Raw genomic sequence first — 17,780 nt, forward strand, 5'->3', positions numbered from 1 at the left:
CACCCTTTTTCTCGTCGATAGTCGTAAATGATAGCGCATCTCTAGTTCAACGAGCGTGCCGCGCGGTGGTAATGCCGACCAACGACCAATTCCGGGAGGTCGAGCTCGGGCGCGATCTTGGAGGTGGTAAAGATTATCTGATGAGGGGTCTGTGACGCCTTCGACAGGGCTACCAGCAGTCGCTGGAAGTTCCACGACCGCTCCTCGACCATCCCCTTGTCCTCGACGTTGTCAAATAGCATCCAACGCGGCAGGTTGAAGCGCTGGTCTCGCAGTGAGGCACTTAGAATTCCGGCCGCGAAGCTATTCTTGAGGATGACCATTCCGCTCGCACTGCCGGCGCGATTTTTGTCGCCGTTAATCGCGACCCAATCGCCCGAGAACTCGAAAGAGACGTTCGTCACTTCACCAAAATCACTATGTTCCTGAAGGTCTTTGTCGAGGAGCACCTTGGTCTCGTTAGAGATGAGCGTATAGGCTTCCAACTTGCGCTTTCCTTGGGTGCGTAGGATTGCGTCTATTTCCGCCTTGAGCCGCGTAACGCGCGTGTTGAGATCTTCCTTGGCATCGGCCGCAGCTTGAATCCGCTTAGCAAGTTCGAGCCGCTTCTGGAGGCTTTCCAACTCGCTGTCGATAAAGCCAACCTTGCGGCTCAGCTCCGCGATCGCGCTCTCGCGCCCGGTCACCGTCCCCGATTGAGCGAGCTCAATCGTCGATGACGCGCGCCGCAGCACTTGGCCTGCGATACGAAACGCACTCTTCATCTGTATGAGCTCGGCGTTGCGCTCGCCTTGAAGTGCTTCGGATTCCTTCAGCTGCATTTGAAGGTCGAGGCGTACGGCAAGCGTACGGCTATCGTCACCACCATCTACGCGTTTAGTATCGCAGAGCTGACAGTGTGCCGCTTCTTTGGGGGCCACCGGCGCAAAACAGGACGGGCAGTATTCGAAGGCTAGATGGCCGAGCGCGAAGAAGGTGGTCGAGGCGTCATCGAAATCTGCGAGCGACTGGGTGAGGTGCTTGATGAAATCCTCGGCGTCCGAGATTTCATATTCGAGCACCTCGATGCTTTCCTTGAGATTCACAAACGTCTTACGTGCGCCATTATACTCTTTGATGGCATCAGAACGCATCTTTTTGAGATCTGCGCGCTCGAGCTGCAGCTCAGATGCGCCAACAAGCTCGTCGATCGATGCCAGCAGGCGGCCGCGGTCCTCGATCATCTTGGTGATCGCTGCACTGATATGTTCGGAGAGAATGTTTTCGCCATAGCCGGACGCGACTGCGACGAGGCTACGGTAGTCGGTGACCGCCGCATTGTAGAGCTTTTCGGTCTCTCTAAGCGCTATCTGCTTATCGAACAGATCGTAGCCCCCGACCCCCGAAAGCAGATCACCAACGGCTTGACGCGTCTGCCAAGTGTCGAAATTCTCTACCCGAAAAATCCGCTGCACCGGCGTCAGCTGATCAACATAGAGCAACCGAAGCAACTGATGCATAGTGATGTTGCTACCGCCATCACTGATCGATTCTGGTAGGCCAATTGCCTTAAACAACACTTGGCTGAAGCTGTAACCATGATCTGGCCGCCGATACGGAAGTGTCTGCCAACCTTCAGCCGGCGACGAGAGAGCGTCGTCGAGCGTGCCGAAGAAAATCGACATGGGCCGGCCGCCATCGGTCGATATATCCCGCCGCAGAGTTAACACGCCCGCCGGAGTGATGATCTGAAGATAGACCTGCTCAGCGCGTGAAGCCGACTGCTTCCAATCGCGGAGGTCTCCGCCAAGACCAAAGAATATGAAATCAGCAATCGTCGATTTGCCTGATCCATTCGAGCCGTGAATGATGTTCACACCCTGATGAAACACTTCGTCATAAAGGATATGAGTGGCGCGCGTGACGAGCGTGCGCTCAATACGAAAGAAGGCGCTCATACAACCGGCCCCCGCGCCGGCAAGCCAGCGCGTTTGATTAGGCCATTCCGACCTGTCATCGGCAGCGAACAGACGTCGTCTATCAAGAACCGTATCAGGGCTTTATCGACCTCATTCTGAACGACGGCCTGTTTCATGATCTCTTCGGGCATCATCTTCGTTTCAAGGCTAGCATAACGGTCGCGGAGTGCGTCGCGCTTCAGAAGGCCCAGGCCCGTTAAGCGCTTCAGTGCCGTAGATTGATAGATTTGCAGATCCTGCCAGACCGATGCCGTGCCAGGAAGCCGGACGAAGAAGTTGGCTGGCGCCGGAATCTTCAGCGCGCGGAAGCGCTCTTTGATCTCCGCTGGCAGCGACAATCGGTGGAGTAGCATCGGAAACATTAAGAACATGTCCAGGACGCGAAGTTGCTCCAACGGAATGGGCTCACCTTTCGCGGTCATCAGACGGATCATACGAAAGATACAATGATAGGGGTCGCGCGAAGCGTACCAGACACGGAAATCAGCCATTGTCCCACGCCAAGTGGCAATTGCCGGCGAGATAATAGAGCGCTCCGTCTACCAATCCCGCCGTAATCTCGTTTTTGCTTGTTGAATGGGCCTCCGTGCAAGGACCGATCACTTGGTCCTGCACCACCTGATCGATTTCGGCGCCACTACCATCGGCCGCGACGACGCGCGCCACATGCCGATGGAATCGGCTCTCAACGTCGGCCAACAATTGTGTGTAGCGTACCACTGCGGACGGCTGCGCAATATGCCGCTGAAGCTCCATATTGAATCGCTCTTTCTTTCGCTTTGCACCTGCAATTGCGTAGGATCGCCCGGCGTCGGCCAGCTTCTGTGCGAGATCGCGCCGGTCATGCTCTGCCATGGTTGTATAATATTCGAAATCCGCGCGGACCTCCGGCGCGATATCGGATGCCGCGACCGTGTCGATGCCGTCACCTTGAGATCCATCTGTGTTTACTTCGCCACCGGAGCCACCGACGCCTGCCCCGGAAACCCGCGAGACCTTCTGGAGTATCTGGCGGATCATCGCGCACATTGAGGCGTAAACTGGTGCCGTTTTACTGGCGGGCTTACAGATATCGATGTGGTTGGCCTGAACGGCGACCGGGTCGCTGCCCACAATTCCAGGATTGGCGGTGACTTTATCGACGATGTGCACAGTGCCGGTCTTCTCAGTTTCATAGAACGAGCGGACCATTGCATTTTGGCGCGACACCCATGAGCGGAAAAAGTCATTCAGATCGATCAGCGAATCGTCGCTATATGCTAGCTGTTTGACTTGCTTGCTCTTGAAGCTTCGCAATAAGATATCGAGCGCCGTCGCCACATGTGCGCCCTGATGCGGTGTGCCTAGGAACGCCACCCCCGCCACCGATCGACCGATGGCATTGAAATCGGGATTCGCGCTTTCCGCAAACCGTCGCAGCATCTGTTTGACGACAAGACCGCCTAAACTATGGGCCACAAACAGCGCGTGCGGCGCGCCTTCCTCACGACTGGCGACTTGGTCGGCCATAGCCAGCGCCAGATCTTGGACCGAAGCACCTTCGCCCGCGAGGATGCCAGCGAACTTGTTCGAGTCATAGCCCATCATGTAAATCCGGCAGTTTGGGAACTGCTCGGCTAGCCAGCGTGGCCAGAATGCACTTTCGGTCTTTTGCCAAGTCTCGATCCGGTCGCCACCAAGCCCGTGGACGAATATGATGTCGAGTACAGCTGTCGGAGGAGATTCTGGGCGCTGCTGCGCAAATATCTGAGTTGGCCCGTCATTCGACATGCATGCCCCGCAATGCTTCTGGCGATCCGAGAGATGCAGACCGGTTACTATGCGGACCTACAAGTCATTGGGGCATTTCGTCAAAGTAGAAAACTCTACGATTCATATTTTGTCACGGTTAGCGTTTTTCGTAGTGGAGTGGCACAGCGTATAAGAGATTTAATGCCCCAGAACTGGTGGCATTGTATGGAATTCAGAAACCCGAGCGCCCCCTCTTCGGTGTGGATGCAGGATGATATTCCAGTGACCGTACGAAAAGGAGCGGACTTCAAGCCCCCGTTCTTCAGCGACGATTTTGAAACCAGCTAAGGCTCAGGCGCTATTGCGAGCGATGCGTCCCAATGGGCACCGGCTCGCCTCCCCAACAATCGAGCAAAATTATTAGCGGCAGAACGAACTTCTGCTTTTAGAGTTTAGAAAACGACGATTGAAAGACCGATATGGGGCGCAAAGCCGCCGGTTCACATCCCGATCCCGAGCTCTCTGTTGCGGCCTCGCCCCATCATCTCGGCAAGGGCCTGTCCGACGCTGCGGTCGATAACCGGAGGCAGCCCAAGTTGCTGCTTGCGGTTGCGCAGGATGCTCTCGACCTGCGGGTCGCGCTCCAGGCTCTTCGCCATCCCGATCATCCGGTCAGCGACCTTGTAGGCCCGGTTCTCCTCGTAGTCGGCGAGCAATCTACGCCGCGTGCGATCGAGTGCCTGCCACCGCTGCACAAACACATCGGCCCGAAGCGTTGGGTCCCTCGCCATGTCGGCTTCGAGCTGCATCGCCCGGATCGCCGCCTGCGTCCGCCCGTTGATCGCCTCGGATATGTGCGAGCGATCGGCCCCGAACGCTCCTTCGAGGTGAACGGCACCCTGAGGATGCAGCGTATCGAGCACCCTTCGGCTTTCCGCGAGCAACGCCTTCTGCGCAGGCGTCGCCGGCTCGCCGATCGACTGCGCGAACAGCAACTCGCGGACGATCCCGGCATGGCGCGTCACCGCAGCGCCGAGCACAGGGCTGGAGGGATCGAGCCTCGGTTCTGCTTTCGGCGGCGGCGGCGCCTTCACCGGCTCGGCAGGTGGACGGAGCTTCAAACCGGCAAATATGTCGCGCCGCTTCGTTTGCGGCGCCGGCACCGTGCGTTCGCGATGATCGCTCGCCATGTCCTTGCCGCGCTCGCGGCCGAGCGCGCGCGCAAGCTTTGACCGGTCGGCAAAATCATCGCGGCCATAGTGAAGGTCGACTCGGTCCCGATGCCGCGACAGCGCGACATAGGTCGCATGCCGGTCGAGGCCCGGCGTCGCGAGCACATGGGTGCGATCGACCGTCATTCCCTGCGCCTTGTGGATCGTCGCCGCATAACCATGATCGATATGGGTATAATCTTTGAGGTCGAACGCGACGTTGCGACCGTCGTCGAGCAGCACCGACATACGAAGCGCATCGAGCTGACCCACCGTTCCGAGCGAGCCGTTCTTCACGCCAAGGCCGCGCTCGTTCTTCAGGAACATGATGCGGTCACCGGCAGCGAACATGCGGTCGCCGCGCTCGACTCTGAGCGCGACGTCGGCGCCAAGCGCGCCAGCATCGCGCATTCGCGCGCGCGCCGCCATATTGAGCGCCTGAACCCCGTCATTGGTGTGGGTGAGGATGATGCGGCTATCGCCGGGCCGCGCCATGCGCTCGCGGTCCCACCGGTCGATGAGGGCATCGCGTGCGTCGGCGCGCGTGGCCGTGGCATGAACATGGCCGGTGTGCTCATAAGCCGCGAGCGCTTCATCGGTCCGTCCGGTCGCCAGCCAGCACGTCGCAAGCCGCTGCCATTCTTCGTGCTGGCGCCGTATGTCCATGATCTCGATGGCGCCGTGCCGCTCTGCGGTCGCACGGAACGCTGCGCCCGCCTCGATCGCCTGCAACTGTTCGGGGTCGCCGACGAGCACGACCTTGGCGCCGCGCTTCTCGGCTTCGCCGACGATCCGCTCCAACTGGCGTGTCCCGATCATTCCCGCCTCGTCGATGACGAGGATATGCCGGTCGGTCAGGCGTTCGCGATCATTCGCCCATTGATGCTCAAGACTCGCGAGCGTGCGCGAGGCGATGCCCGAACCCAGTTCGAGCCCGTCCGCAGCGATACCCGATAAGGCTGCACCCTGCACCCGATAGCCCGCCGCCTCCCAGGCATCGCGCGCGACGCCGAGCATCGCGCTCTTCCCCGTCCCGGCATAGCCGATGACATTGCTGATCCCGCGCGCGCCGGTCACGTGTTCGAGCGCGCCGCGCTGCTCGATCGACAGATCAAGGCCGCGCTGTCGCGCGCGGTCCAGGGCAAGCCCGCGATGACGGTCGGCGACGGCATGATTGCGGCGGGCATCGAGCCTGGCCGTCGCGCGTTCCAGCCGCTCTTCGGTCTCGATCATCGCGCGCGATGTGAACCGGTCCTCGCCTCGCCCGTCCTTGCCGATCGGAACCAGTTCGGGCGACGCCTTTATCGCCGACATCACCGCGTCGAACTGCTCCTTGCCGTCGCTGTGACGGTGTACGAACATCGCAAGGTCGCGGGTCGTGAACGTCGCTTGATGATGGGTGATCGCGTCGAGCGCGATCGCCGGGTCGGCGAGCAGCTTCGCGCCGTTAGCTCGTGCGATCTCGCGATGCTCGCCAGCCCGGTCGCAATCGAGCCCCTGCGCCGCCATGCGCGAGGCGGCCGGGCCGATCTTGTGCTGCGGTTCGAGGTCGATGCCCTGCGCTTCCAAAGTCCGGTGATCGACACGCGCGCCGATATCGAGCGCGGTAAGCCGTTCGTTGACATGGGCTGCCCAGGCTTCGCGCCAATGGGTGAGAAGCTCGGTGCGGTTCCAGTCGCGCACCTTCGCGCCGAACTCGGCGCTGCCATCTTCGCCAATGCGGATCTCGCGCATCGTCAGCATGACATGCGCGTGCGGCTTCGCCAGCCCGTCGGCGCCGATGTCCCAATGCACGTTGAGGTCGGCGATCATGCCCCGGTCGACGAACTCGGCTTGCACAAAATCACGTGCCAGCTCGATGCCCTGTTCCTCGGTCAGCTCGCGGGGGATCGCGAACTCGACCTCGCGCGCCAGCTGCGCGTCCTTGCGGATCTCCACCGCCTCGACATCATTCCAGAGCCGTTCGCGATCGCGCCACTGCTCGTCGGCGCCCTCGGGAAGCAGCACCTCGCTATGCACGACGCCCGCCTTGTTGGAGAAGTCATGGGCACGACCGAGCCGCTCATCGTGCAGCCGGTCGGCCGAGCGATAGGCGGCGGCCGCGACCGCGCTGCTGCCGACAGCGCGGGAAATGACTTTTGCCGAGAAATGGTAGATCGCCATGACGGCGTACCATTTACGGCAAAACGGGCACGTCGGCACGACGTATAAGCGCGCCCTCACACGATTTCATCGCGCTCGGGATCGCAGCGTCTCGTTAGATTTCAGCGCCTTGCCGGGCGGCGAGACTTGCCATAGCTGGTTCGTCCGGCCCTCAAACAAGGAAGGACAGACAATGCGCAAACCTCGTGATTTCGACGCCGAACTTCAGGCGCTCACCGACAAGGCGAAGGCGCTTAAGACACGAAAGCAATGCCAGCTCGGCGAGTTGGTGATCGCGACCGGCGCCGACGGCCTGTCGATCGAGCAGCTTGCTGGCGCGTTGCTCGATGCCGTCAAGGCCGACGCCAGTCGGAAGGAGGCGTGGCGCAAAAGCGGCGTGGCCTTCTTTCGTGGCGACGGCGCCCGCACTCGTAAAGGCGCTGGCCGCAACGCGAGCGGCGCACCGGCGAGTAACGCAGGCTCGCAATCGCCTTCAGGCGAAGGCGGCGCGGCATGATAAGCGCGAGTGGCAAGTGAAGCGCCGCGAACGCACGCGCCAGCTGATTGAGCTCGGCGGGCTCATCGCCAAGGCCGATCTGATCGAGATCACCAACGACGATCGTGCCGTCATCCTCGGACTGCTCGTCGAAGCCGCCGCGAAGCTGCGCGGCGAGGCGCGTGAACAACAGATCATTCTGTGGAGACGGCGCGGTCGACGCCAGTTCGAACTGCCTGTCTAGCTAGGAGGCGAATTTGGTTGGCAGCAGCCGCCACCAGCGCGACCAATTCTACAGGACACTCAGCAGCGCGCGGATCGATTGCCGGGGAACGTCGAGCAGGACCAAAAGGATCGCCGCGATGACCGAAAGCGCGCGAAGAGCAAATGGTGTGCGGCATAGTGCAAGGATCGTCGCCAGCACAGGACGACGCAATTCGAGCAAAGCGAGAAACTGGACGGTCTCGGCCTCGTGCTGATTCATCATCGGCCGATCGTCGGGATCGATCGGCACGCGCTCATCGATAGGGGAAACTGGCTTGTTCTGCATTCTCGCCTCACGGATTCATCGCCAAAAAATTGCGCGCCATTCGGCTTGCGTCATTTGGGTGATACGTGAGGAGAAGCCCTCCGGGCTGGAGTGCGGTCCGGCCGGTGATTCTGTCAACATCTATATTTCAAAATTTGTACCCAACCGTGGGGTCGTGCGAATAACTCACCCCTTTTTACCTGCGGATGTCGGGCAGGCAGCTGTCAGGAAATTAGGTCTTCGCGCTAAAAAACGTCCCGTGCAAGCTGTCAGAGTAAGGACAAGCAGCGTTCTGCAATAGCCTTCACTTCAGCCTGGAGCAGTTCGATGCGCTCAACGAGCCATTCGAGTTCGGGTCCGGTGATCTTGTAGTGCGGCGAGTAGCGCGCATTGACATAAGCCTGTTGCAAAAGCTCGAAACAGCGCCGCGCGAACTTGCTGTCGCGCGGCCAGATCGGGATCAGGTCGCGCGCGATATCTTCCGACTTGTCGCGCAAGAATTTGATCTTGTGCGACTTCGGGCTGTAGAGTGTCAGGACCAGCAAAACCGTATGATAGAAGTGCTCGGTCGCCTGATGAAGCTGGAAAGCAGCGAGACTGTTAGAGCCTCGGGAAATCATAAACTTCCCAGCCTCAAGGAAATCATCAGCGCTGGTGAACCACTTATCGAAATAGGCCTGAGCTTCTTTCCTCGCCTCTTCGGGCGACAGCGGCTTCGGCATGTCGAAGGCCTGCGTGCCCAGTTCGTAGAGCACGATCCCGTCGCGGACGATATCGATGAAGAAAGGCCGGCCGCGCGATAGCTGCTGGTTCATGTCGGTCAGGCTGTGGACGATTAGGCCAACGGGCGCCGACAGCTTCTTCGTCACGCCATAATCGCGGAGGAACCGGTCCTCGGCCTTGTACCAATATTCGACCGGGTCGGTGAGCCGCTCGTCGTTGACGACGACGAGGATATCATAATCCGAATAATAGCCGCCCTTGGGATCGGCGACCCAGTCGCCCCGCGCGTGACTGCCGTAAAGAATGACTTTGAGGATGCGGCCCTGCTTCTTCCACTTTTGGGTGGCGAGCGCAGTCGCATCCTCGAATTCGGCGAACAGGATTTCGACGATGCGCGCAAGCTCGGCGCGCTTGCTTTCGGGAAGATGATCGAGACCGGTTCGCATCCTGCTCACCCTGTAAGCGCTTGGGACGGATGGCAAGTGTGATCCGGCAAGCGGTCGATCACCACGGCCAAAAGCGCCACCACCATGGATTCTTCTCCTGCATTGCTTGTATGAGCGTGCCCAGACTCTCCGCGAAGTGGCGCTCGACCTCGGCGACGCTGATGCCAAACCGCGCGGCGATCGCATCATAGCCCATGTCGTCGACCCGGACCGCGAGAAAGATGTTGCGCTCGATACCGCACATCCGGCGGATCGCGCGCATTATGCGCCGACGCCGAAGCCGATCCTGTTGCATGTGCCTTCTCCTCCTCCAACACCGCACCCCGGCCCCGGGAGGGGCGGCGGTGGGCGGCAGGAAGGAGCCGGCAGCCCCGCGTCAGCGGGCGGGCCGCATCCGCAAGGACCGCAATGCAATGGAGGACCCGCGTAGCGGGTTGCGGCGCGTCCGGGCGGGGATAGAGGCGGATGACGCCCACCGGCACGCTCCAGGCCGGAACGCAGCACGCCGCCGCGCAGCGGCGACCGCATCCCCGACCCAAGGTCGGGGTACGCTCTTGGCGCGCGATCAGGCGCCACAGGGCGGCGAGCGCCGCCCGCTCGTCTCACCACATTGATCGGAAGGCCGGTTTTTGCATGGCTGGCGTGGGAAGCGCCACGACACACCGGAAAATGGAGAATATCGCCATGGCATCGCAACCGACCGACCGTTTTCTTCGCCTCACCACCGTCCTCGATCGCACGGGCCTAAGCCGGGCAACGCTCTACCGGAAAATCCAGGCTGGCACGTTCCCGCCGCAGTACAAGCTCGCTGAACGCTGCTGCGGCTGGCGCGAGTCCGAGGTCACCCTGTGGCTGAACAACCCGATGACCTTCACGGTGGCCGACCTGCCGCGCGCGGCTGCATAAGGATGAAGCATGGCAAAGCCCCGCGCGCCGCAAATGGGCTTGGCCGCTGCTCCGGCCAAGAGCGCGGCGCGGTCCACCGTGCAAAGATGCGACCGGCGGCAGTTCGACGCCGCCAGTGTGCGCTCAATTTAGGCCGTGCTCATTTCCACTGGTCCCACTATATTTTTTGATCCGGCAGCCCGCCGGCACAATAGCTCCCCCACGCCTCCATCAGTTTGACGCGTGCGCCGGGCTGGCTTGGCGTGCCAAGATAGGTTGTGCGGCGATAGGCCGCCTGCACAGCGTCGGGTGTCTTATGAGCCAGCGCGGCCTCTACCACGGCGTCGGCGAACTCTTCGTTGGCCGCCCAGTCGGTGAATGTGGAACGAAAGCCATGGACATGGAAAGGCTGCTTCATATCGCGCAGCACCTTTAACAGCGTCATGTCGGACATTGGTTTTCCAGCCACGCCCGGAAAAACGACATCCGTGTCCGGAAGCCGAAACGCGTTTGCTTTGGCCAATACCGCGAGAGCCGCATCGGACAGCGGGACCATGTGTGCCTTACCCCGCTTCATGTGGTCGGCAGGAATGACCCAAAGTCGCCCCTCGAAATCAAACTCGCTCCATGTCGCAAGCCGAACCTCCTGACTGCGTATACCCGTCAGGATGAGCAGTTCGAGCGCAAGTCGGCCAAAAGCAGGCTTTTGTCGCAAAGCGGCGATGAAGGCGGGAAGCGCGGTGTAAGGCATCGCTTTGCGATTCTCTCGCGACTTCACCTGCCGGGGCAATCCGCGCCCCGCCTTCAAGCTGCCATTGCCTGACGGAGCTTCGCTGGAACGCCAGCCTTTCGCGTGCGCATAGTCCAGAACGACGCAGATCCGGTTGCGTACCTGACGCGCCGTTTCGGGGATCTCCTGCCAAATCGGCAACAACACATCGATGATATCCGCCGCGGCGATTCCTCCGGTTGCCACATCGCCCAGCTTCGGGAAGGCGTGGCTTTCGAGGCTGGCAAGCCATTGGCGTGCATAAATGGCGCTTTTCCAGCCCCCCGCATTCTCTGCATGATATTGACGCGCTGCGTCGCGGAACGTCACCTTGGCCGCCGCTTCATCTTTCCTTTCGGCCAGCACATCGCGACGGTCGATCTTGATGGCCTTGCGAAGTTCATAGGCTTTCTGCCGAGCCTCCACGAGGGGGAGCAACTTCGCGCTGCCCAAGCCGATGTCCTGACGCTTGCCGTCGCGTTGCAGGCGCAGCAGCCAAGAGGCGCCGCCTCGCTTGTCGACCTTCAGAAACAGCCCGTCGCCGTCCTGATAGGTACCAGGATTCGCCAAAGCTGCCTTAATTGCCAAAGCTGTGAGCTTTTTCATAGGGTTACCCCATATTTTTACCCCCACACTTGGGAGGCCGATTCTGGAGGGTCAAAAAATCTTCCCCCACATTCCCCCCACAGTTTTTGCCGAGCTGCAGTGAAATGGAATGGGATGCAGAGGACCGAACCCAGCGATAATACGCTAGGTTTTCTGCCATTTCTAGGGGGTTTGGGGGACATCCTCGGATGGGAGGATGGTGGACAGGGCTGGATTCGAACCAGCGTACGGAAACCCGGGCAGATTTACAGTCTGCTGCCTTTAACCACTCGGCCACCTGTCCATGGGGTCCGCTTTGGGAAGCGGTCCAATGGCGAAACGAGGCTTGCCTGTCAATGCCAGTCATGGGAAAGGCGCGGCGTTATGAGACAATTTTCCCGTCATCGCCGCCCCGCCAGCCAAAACTCGCGCGGGCAAGCCATTCGCTTCTGGGGTCGCCACGCCGTTCTGGCTGCGCTCGCCAACCCCGAACGCACCGTAAAGCGCATCTGGGGTACCCGCGAAGCGCTCGGCCAGCTCGACCTGCCACCGGTGATTCCCATCTCCTACGCCGAGGTCACCGACCTCGCGCGACTCGTCGCCCGCGACGCGCCGCATCAGGGGCTGGTGATCGAAGTCGATCCGCTCGAGGACGTGTTTCTTGGCGATCTGCTGCAGGCCGAGGTCGACGCGGACAGCAAGCGCCCGCTCGTCGTCCTCGACCAGGTCACCGATCCGCATAATATCGGCGCCGTGCTGCGTTCGGCCGCCGCGTTCGATGCCGCCGCGATCATCACGCAAGACCGCCACAGCCCCCCCGAAAGCGGCGTCATTGCGCGCTCGGCATCGGGCGCGCTCGAAATCGTACCGTGGATCCGCGTCGTCAATCTGTCGCGCGCGCTCGAAGAAATCGCCGAGGCGCAATATTGGCGCATCGGGTTGATGGGCGACACCGAGACGACGCTCGGCTCAACGCTCGACGGCAGCAAGGTTGCGCTGGTGCTCGGCTCCGAAGGCGACGGCATGCGCCACAATGTCATGGAACATTGCGACGTGCTGGCCAAGCTGCCGATCTCGCCGCGCATGGAAAGCCTGAACATTTCCAATGCTGCAGCCGTTGCGCTCTACGCGGTGGCGACGGCCCAAAGCTGAACGTCGCCCCCGCGAAGGCGGGGGTCGCAGTTGGCCTTACACTACATCTGCAGCGGGGCCCGCCTTTGCGGGGGCCACGGCCTCAATCTTCCGCGGCGATCCGGATTTTCAGGCCATCCAGCGCATCGGTAAAGGGCAGCTGGCACGACAGGCGCGAGCTGTCATCGCGGTCGGTGGTCGAATCGAGCAGGTCGTTCTCGTCCTCGCTCATCGCGGGCAGCTGGTCGGTCGCGCCGGCTTCGACATGGACATGGCAGGTCGCGCACGAGCAGCAACCGCCGCACAGCGCGAGCAATTCGTCAAACCCGGCGTCGCGGATATTTTCCATCACCGTCAGGCTGGTGTCGCCTTCGATTTCATGTTCGGTCCCGTCGCGCGTCACGACAATCAGCTTGGCCATGCTCTTCCCCATATCTTCGTTGTCGCTGGCGCTATGTCGCGCGTTGCGCGGCAAATCAAGCGTTGCTATTGGCTACCGATGGAACAAAAGGAGAATATGCGATGGACCTGAGCCAGCAGCAGCTGAACGGCGGAATCGACGCGCTAGCGGCACGCGATCCCGACTTCGCGCGCGCGCTGGGCAATGTCGGTTATCCCGAACCGCGCATCCGCCCGCCGGGCTATACCACCCTCCTGCGCACCATCGTCGGCCAGCAGGTCAGCGTCGCCGCCGCCAACTCGATCTGGAACAAGCTGGAGGCGCAGTTCGGTGAGGGCTGCCCCGCGGAGACGGTTGCCGCCGCCGACTTCGACACGCTCCGCGCATGCGGCCTGTCGGGGCAGAAACAGGGCTATGCCAAAAGCCTCGCGCAGCTCATCCTCGACGGCGAGCTGAAATTCGACGCCCTCCCCATCGACGACGAGGACGCGATCGCGCTGCTCACCAAGGTCAAGGGCATCGGCCGCTGGTCGGCTGAAATCTATCTGCTGTTTGCCGAAGGCCGCCCCGACATCTGGCCCGCGGGCGACCTCGCGGTTCAGGAAGCCGTCGGCCGCATCCTCCAACTCGGCGTGCGCCCGAGCGAGAAACTGACGCGCGAACTCGCCGAACCCTGGCGCCCGCACCGTGGCGCTGCAGCGATCTTCAGCTGGCACTGCTATAATATGGAGGTGATTTGAGAGCGGGAGGCGCTCCCTCCTCCCAACCCAAAACAAAAAGGCCGGGTGGAGTATTCTCCACCCGGCCTTTTTGTAGTGCGTCAGCTGAAGCTTATTTCTTCGCCGCGGCCTTCTTGGCCGGAGCCTTCTTTTCCGCGGGCGCGTCCTCGGCGGCCTTCGCCGGAGCAGCCTTCTTCGCCGGCGCCTTCTTGGCAGGAGCAGCCTCGGCGGCGTCCTCGGTCACATCGGCCTTTTTGGCTGCGGGCTTTTTCGCCGCGGCCTTCTTCGCCGGCTTGTGGTCGTGGTCATGGCCGCAACCCGGACCATGGACATGGCCGCTGTCGTCGTCGGCTTCGATCGCGGCTTCGATCTCTTCACGCGTTACTTCGCGGTCGCTGATCTCGGCCTTTTCGAACAGGAAGTCGACGACCTTGTCTTCATACAGCGGCGCGCGGAGCTGCGCAGCGGCGAGCGCGTCCTGCTGGACATATTCGACGAAGCGCTGGCGATCTTCGGGGCGATACTGCTGCGCGGCCTGCGAGACCAGACGCTGCATTTCCTGCCCGCTGACCTGCACGCCATGCGCCTGGCCGATTTCCGACAGAAGCAGGCCGAGGCGGACGCGGCGCACTGCGATCGCGTGATAGTCGTCCCGGTCGTTCTCGAGTTCGGCCTTCGCCGCTTCGGGATCTTCCTCGTGGCTGACTTCATGCTCGAGCTGCTGCCAGATCTGGTTGAACTCGGCCTCGACCATCGTCGGCGGCACGTCGAAATCATGCGCGGCGGCGAGTTGATCGAGCAGCTTGCGCTTCATATAGGTGCGCGTCAGGCCGTTCAGTTCCTGCTCGACCTGGCCCTTCATCAGCTCTTTCAGCTTGTCGAGGCTTTCGAGGCCGAGCGTCTTCGCAAACTCGTCGTCGATCTTCGCTTCGGCGGGAATCTTGATTTCCTTCACCGTGACGGCGAATTCGGCCTTGGCAGCCTTCAGATCGGCGACCGGATAATCGTCGGGGAAGGTGACCTTGACCGTCTTTTCGTCGCCGACCTTGACGCCGACAAGCTGGTCTTCGAAGCCGGGGATCAGCTGACCCGAACCGATTTCGACCGCCATGTCCTCGCCGGTGCCGCCGTCAAAGGCGACGCCGTCGACGCTGCCGGCGAAGTCGATGATGACCTGATCGCCGGTCGCGGCCTTCTTTGTCTTCGGCGCGTCTTCGAAACGCTTCATCTGCGCGGCGAATTCTTCGATCTTGGCCATCACGGCCTTGTCGTCGGCGGGAACGGTCAGGCGCTCCAGCTTCAGACCTTCGATCGACGGAGTCTCGATGTCGGGCAGGACTTCGAGCGAGACGGTGATCTCGGCATCCTTGCCCGCTTCATAATCTTCGGCCAGCGTTACCGCAGGCTGCAGCGCGGGGCGCAGCTTTTCCTTGCCCATCAGGTCGCGAACGCCGGCGTCGATCGCCTTGTTCAGCGCGTCGGCCGACAGCGCCGGGCCGTGCATCTTGCGGATCAGGTTCGGCGGCACCTTGCCGGGGCGGAAGCCGGGCATGCGGACGGTCGGAGCCATGCTCTTCACTTCGTCATCGACGCGTGCGTCGATATCCTTGGCGGTGATGGTCACGCGATATTCGCGCTTCAGGCCTTCGTTCAGCGTTTCGACGGTCTTCATTGCCTTGGTCTTATCCTTGCTCAAAATCTCGTATCCGAACCCAGCCATTGCGGCGAAGTTCCCTATCCCGGCCTGCTGCTCGCGAAGGTGGTGCGGGCGAAGGGACTCGAACCCCCACATCTTGCGATACTGGTACCTAAAACCAGCGCGTCTACCAATTCCGCCACGCCCGCTCAGAGCTTCGGCCGGGTGCACGGATAGGCGCGGGGTGCCGCGCACGCCCGTGCGGGCCGCGCGGGGCTATAGCAGACGCGCGGCCAAGGGCAAGGGCACAAAGCCCCCTGTTTCGCAGGCGGAACATGCACCGTCGCCGTTCGTTGGTTAAGATAAGGAGAGAGACAATGACCAACGCCACCGACCCGCTTCCCAAGCCCAAGCCCGACACGATCGAACCGATGGCACCGCCTGAGCACCCCGCCCAGCCGACCCCGCTCGAAGACCCCGCGGGCCAGCCCAGCGAAATCCCCGGCCGTCCCGGCGGCGGCGATATCGACCAGCCCGGCCGCGGCCCCGACGAAATGCCGCCGCAACAGGTTTGATCGCCGATCATCGTCATTCCTACAAGAACGGGTATGCTGATAATTAGATTACTCAGGGATACTTGACCTCTCCCCACACCCTCCGCACGGTGCGCCGCAGGGGAGAGACTTTATGAAAAGATTGACCGCCGCCGTCGCGCTGCTCTTGGCAACGACCGCACCCGCCATAGCTCAGGATGCCACCCTCTATCGCGGCGGCCCGATCATCACGATGGACGGCGACGCGCCGCAAACCGTCGAAGCGGTCGCCACCCGCGACGGCCGCATCGCCTTTGCCGGTACCGAAAAACAGGCGCGCAAGGCCGCGGGCAAGGACGCCACGATCCGCGACCTGGGGGGCGCCACCCTGCTCCCGGGCTTCATCGACGCGCATTCGCACTTCACGGTCGCCACGATGAGCGCGGGCGGGATCGACCTGCGCGACAAATCGCTTGGCCCGGTTACCGATATCCCCGGCGTTCAGGCTGTCATCCGCGACCAGATTGCGCGCGCGCCGGCCAAGCCCGGCAGCTGGACGACCGTCTGGCAATTCGATCAGGAGAATCTTGCCGAGAAACGCTACATCACCCGCGCCGAACTCGACGCCGTCGCGCCCGACCGCCCGCTCGTCGTGCTGCACGTCTCGCTCCACGGCGCGGTCGCGAACAGCGCCGCACTCAAAGCCGCGGGCATCGACGAAAGCACCCCTGTTCCGCCCGGCGGCATGATCCTCCGCCACGACGCCGGCGATCTCAACGGCGTGCTGCTCGAAAAGGCGATGTTCCTGATGCTCGCAAAAATGCCGCAGCCGACCGCGGAGCAGAAACTGGCCGCGCTCGACGCCGCGCAGAATGCCTATTTTGCCGAGGGCTATACCCATGCGCAGGACGGTGCCACCCTGCCCCCCGACGTCGCTTTCCTGACCAGCGCGCCCGCGCGCGAACGGCTCAAAATCGACCTCGCGCTCCTCCCCTTCTCGACCGGTCTCGACGCGCTGCTCGCCAATCCCGGCCTGACGTTCGGCAGCTATCAGGGCCACGTCAAACTGCAGGGAATCAAATTTGTCCTCGACGGATCGGTGCAGGGCCGCACCGGCTATTTCACTCGTGACTACAAACGCGGCAGCCCCGAAGGCCACCACCCCTGGCACGGCGAACCCGTGCTTTCCGAAGACGAATTCATCGCACAGGCGAAGAAGGTCCATGACCGCGGCTGGCAGTTGTTCGTCCACGCCAACGGCGACGCTGCGATCGACATGGCGATCCGGGGCTTCGACGCGCTGGGTATCAAGGCCGCCGACAATCGCCGCCCGATCGTCATCCACTCGCAGTTCCAGCGCCGCGACCAACTCGCCGACTATGTCCGTATCGGCGTCGGCCCCGCCTATTTCTCGAACCACAGCTGGTATTGGGGCGACGTCCACCGCACAAACTTCCCCACAGAGGTCGTCGATTTCATCAGCCCGTTCCGCTCGGCGCGCGCGACGGGACTCACCCCGTCGAACCACAGCGACTACAGCGTCACCCCGCTCGACACGCGCTTCATGCTCTGGACGTCGATGGCGCGCGTCTCGCCGACCGGTGCCGTCAGCGGCTCCGACGAACGCCTGAACGCCTATGAAGCACTTCAGGCACTCACCACCGGTCCCGCCTGGCAAATCTTCGAGGAGGATCGTAAAGGCCGGATCAAGGCTGGCCTGCTCGCCGACTTCGTGATCCTCGACAAAAATCCGCTGACGACGCCCGTCGGCAATATCAGGGGCATCAAGGTCCTCGAAACGATCAAAGAGGGGCGTTCGGCCTGGCGACCGAAACCATAGCCATCGCCTTGCGCAGATGCGGCAAGATCGCGCTTCCGGCTCCAGC

General features: G+C 61.8%; 17 protein-coding genes and 2 tRNA genes. 7 read left to right on the top strand and 12 right to left on the bottom strand.

All coding sequences use genetic code 11. The annotated features are described in order from the left end of the window. Positions 1-41: 41 nt before the first annotated feature. From AC07NV_RS00255 to traA, 4 genes are all read right to left on the bottom strand, one after another. Positions 42-1,937 (bottom strand): AAA family ATPase, encoded by a 1,896-nt coding sequence (locus AC07NV_RS00255; RefSeq protein WP_495164338.1) that lies wholly within the window; start codon positions 1,935-1,937, stop codon positions 42-44. Beyond that, entirely contained in the window at positions 1,934-2,449 is a 516-nt protein-coding gene (locus AC07NV_RS00260; RefSeq protein WP_495164339.1) for an ABC-three component system middle component 5, read from the bottom strand. Before AC07NV_RS00260 ends, AC07NV_RS00255 begins: the two co-directional genes overlap by 4 nt. Next, positions 2,442-3,728, bottom strand: a complete 1,287-nt coding sequence (locus tag AC07NV_RS00265) for an ABC-three component system protein (protein ID WP_495164340.1) — start codon at positions 3,726-3,728, stop codon at positions 2,442-2,444. The genes AC07NV_RS00260 and AC07NV_RS00265 overlap by 8 nt, the downstream gene beginning before the upstream one ends. Before the next feature lie 461 nt (positions 3,729-4,189). After that, positions 4,190-7,063 (bottom strand): Ti-type conjugative transfer relaxase TraA, encoded by a 2,874-nt coding sequence (gene traA / locus AC07NV_RS00270; RefSeq protein WP_495164341.1) that lies wholly within the window; start codon positions 7,061-7,063, stop codon positions 4,190-4,192. Between traA and AC07NV_RS00275 the strand changes: the two genes are divergently transcribed. Beyond that, positions 7,062-7,559 carry a conjugal transfer protein TraD gene (locus AC07NV_RS00275; protein ID WP_495164342.1) on the top strand — a complete coding sequence of 166 codons (498 nt, stop codon included), beginning with the start codon at positions 7,062-7,064 and terminating at the stop codon, positions 7,557-7,559. The two genes, traA and AC07NV_RS00275, sit on opposite strands and share 2 nt — an antisense overlap. 16 nt (positions 7,560-7,575) lie before the next feature. After that, positions 7,576-7,782, top strand: coding sequence for a conjugal transfer protein TraD (locus tag AC07NV_RS00280; RefSeq protein ID WP_495164343.1), 207 nt, complete (start codon positions 7,576-7,578; stop codon positions 7,780-7,782). Between the two features lie 48 nt (positions 7,783-7,830). Here AC07NV_RS00280 and AC07NV_RS00285 read toward each other — a convergent pair whose 3' ends face one another. The 3 genes from AC07NV_RS00285 to AC07NV_RS00295 form a co-directional block, all read right to left on the bottom strand. Further along, positions 7,831-8,052, bottom strand: a complete 222-nt coding sequence (locus AC07NV_RS00285; RefSeq protein WP_495164344.1) for a hypothetical protein — start codon at positions 8,050-8,052, stop codon at positions 7,831-7,833. 284 nt (positions 8,053-8,336) lie between these two features. Then, complete coding sequence (locus tag AC07NV_RS00290) at positions 8,337-9,236, bottom strand: HEPN domain-containing protein (RefSeq protein WP_495164345.1); 900 nt, start codon at positions 9,234-9,236, stop codon at positions 8,337-8,339. A 58-nt stretch (positions 9,237-9,294) separates the two neighbouring features. After that, entirely contained in the window at positions 9,295-9,498 is a 204-nt protein-coding gene (locus AC07NV_RS00295) for a sigma factor-like helix-turn-helix DNA-binding protein (protein ID WP_495164346.1), read from the bottom strand. 407 nt (positions 9,499-9,905) lie between these two features. Here AC07NV_RS00295 and AC07NV_RS00300 point away from each other — a divergent pair, with 407 nt between their 5' ends. Next, positions 9,906-10,142 (top strand): helix-turn-helix transcriptional regulator, encoded by a 237-nt coding sequence (locus AC07NV_RS00300; protein ID WP_495164347.1) that lies wholly within the window; start codon positions 9,906-9,908, stop codon positions 10,140-10,142. Between the two features lie 157 nt (positions 10,143-10,299). Here the strand turns inward: AC07NV_RS00300 and AC07NV_RS00305 are convergent, their stop codons facing one another. Together AC07NV_RS00305 and AC07NV_RS00310 are read right to left on the bottom strand one after the other, a co-directional pair. Then, on the bottom strand, positions 10,300-11,496 hold the full coding sequence (locus tag AC07NV_RS00305) for a tyrosine-type recombinase/integrase (protein WP_495164348.1): 1,197 nt from the start codon (positions 11,494-11,496) through the stop codon (positions 10,300-10,302). A gap of 197 nt (positions 11,497-11,693) precedes the next feature. Then, positions 11,694-11,779, bottom strand: a tRNA-Tyr gene (locus tag AC07NV_RS00310). Positions 11,780-11,859: 80 nt separating this feature from the next. Here AC07NV_RS00310 and rlmB point away from each other — a divergent pair. Further along, on the top strand, positions 11,860-12,627 hold the full coding sequence (gene rlmB / locus AC07NV_RS00315; protein ID WP_495164349.1) for a 23S rRNA (guanosine(2251)-2'-O)-methyltransferase RlmB: 768 nt from the start codon (positions 11,860-11,862) through the stop codon (positions 12,625-12,627). Between the two features lie 82 nt (positions 12,628-12,709). On the opposite strand, the gene AC07NV_RS00320 is transcribed toward rlmB, so the two are convergent. Beyond that, positions 12,710-13,027: a 2Fe-2S iron-sulfur cluster-binding protein gene (locus tag AC07NV_RS00320; protein ID WP_487790813.1), complete on the bottom strand. Its 318-nt coding sequence runs from the start codon at positions 13,025-13,027 to the stop codon at positions 12,710-12,712. 101 nt (positions 13,028-13,128) lie between these two features. On the opposite strand from AC07NV_RS00320, the gene AC07NV_RS00325 reads away from it, so the two are divergent. Beyond that, positions 13,129-13,746, top strand: coding sequence for a DNA-3-methyladenine glycosylase family protein (locus AC07NV_RS00325; RefSeq protein ID WP_495164350.1), 618 nt, complete (start codon positions 13,129-13,131; stop codon positions 13,744-13,746). 91 nt (positions 13,747-13,837) lie between these two features. Here the strand turns inward: AC07NV_RS00325 and tig are convergent, their stop codons facing one another. Together tig and AC07NV_RS00335 are read right to left on the bottom strand one after the other, a co-directional pair. Continuing rightward, entirely contained in the window at positions 13,838-15,397 is a 1,560-nt protein-coding gene (gene tig, locus AC07NV_RS00330; RefSeq protein ID WP_495165132.1) for a trigger factor, read from the bottom strand. An 88-nt stretch (positions 15,398-15,485) separates the two neighbouring features. Next, positions 15,486-15,570: transfer RNA gene (locus tag AC07NV_RS00335), tRNA-Leu, on the bottom strand. Between the two features lie 168 nt (positions 15,571-15,738). Between AC07NV_RS00335 and AC07NV_RS00340 the strand changes: the two genes are divergently transcribed. Together AC07NV_RS00340 and AC07NV_RS00345 are read left to right on the top strand one after the other, a co-directional pair. Beyond that, positions 15,739-15,936 (top strand): hypothetical protein, encoded by a 198-nt coding sequence (locus tag AC07NV_RS00340; protein ID WP_495164351.1) that lies wholly within the window; start codon positions 15,739-15,741, stop codon positions 15,934-15,936. A gap of 112 nt (positions 15,937-16,048) precedes the next feature. Then, positions 16,049-17,734 carry an amidohydrolase gene (locus AC07NV_RS00345; RefSeq protein ID WP_495164352.1) on the top strand — a complete coding sequence of 562 codons (1,686 nt, stop codon included), beginning with the start codon at positions 16,049-16,051 and terminating at the stop codon, positions 17,732-17,734. Positions 17,735-17,780 lie beyond the last annotated feature (46 nt).

This window comes from Sphingopyxis sp. GW821-FHT10B01, from assembly GCF_059415685.1.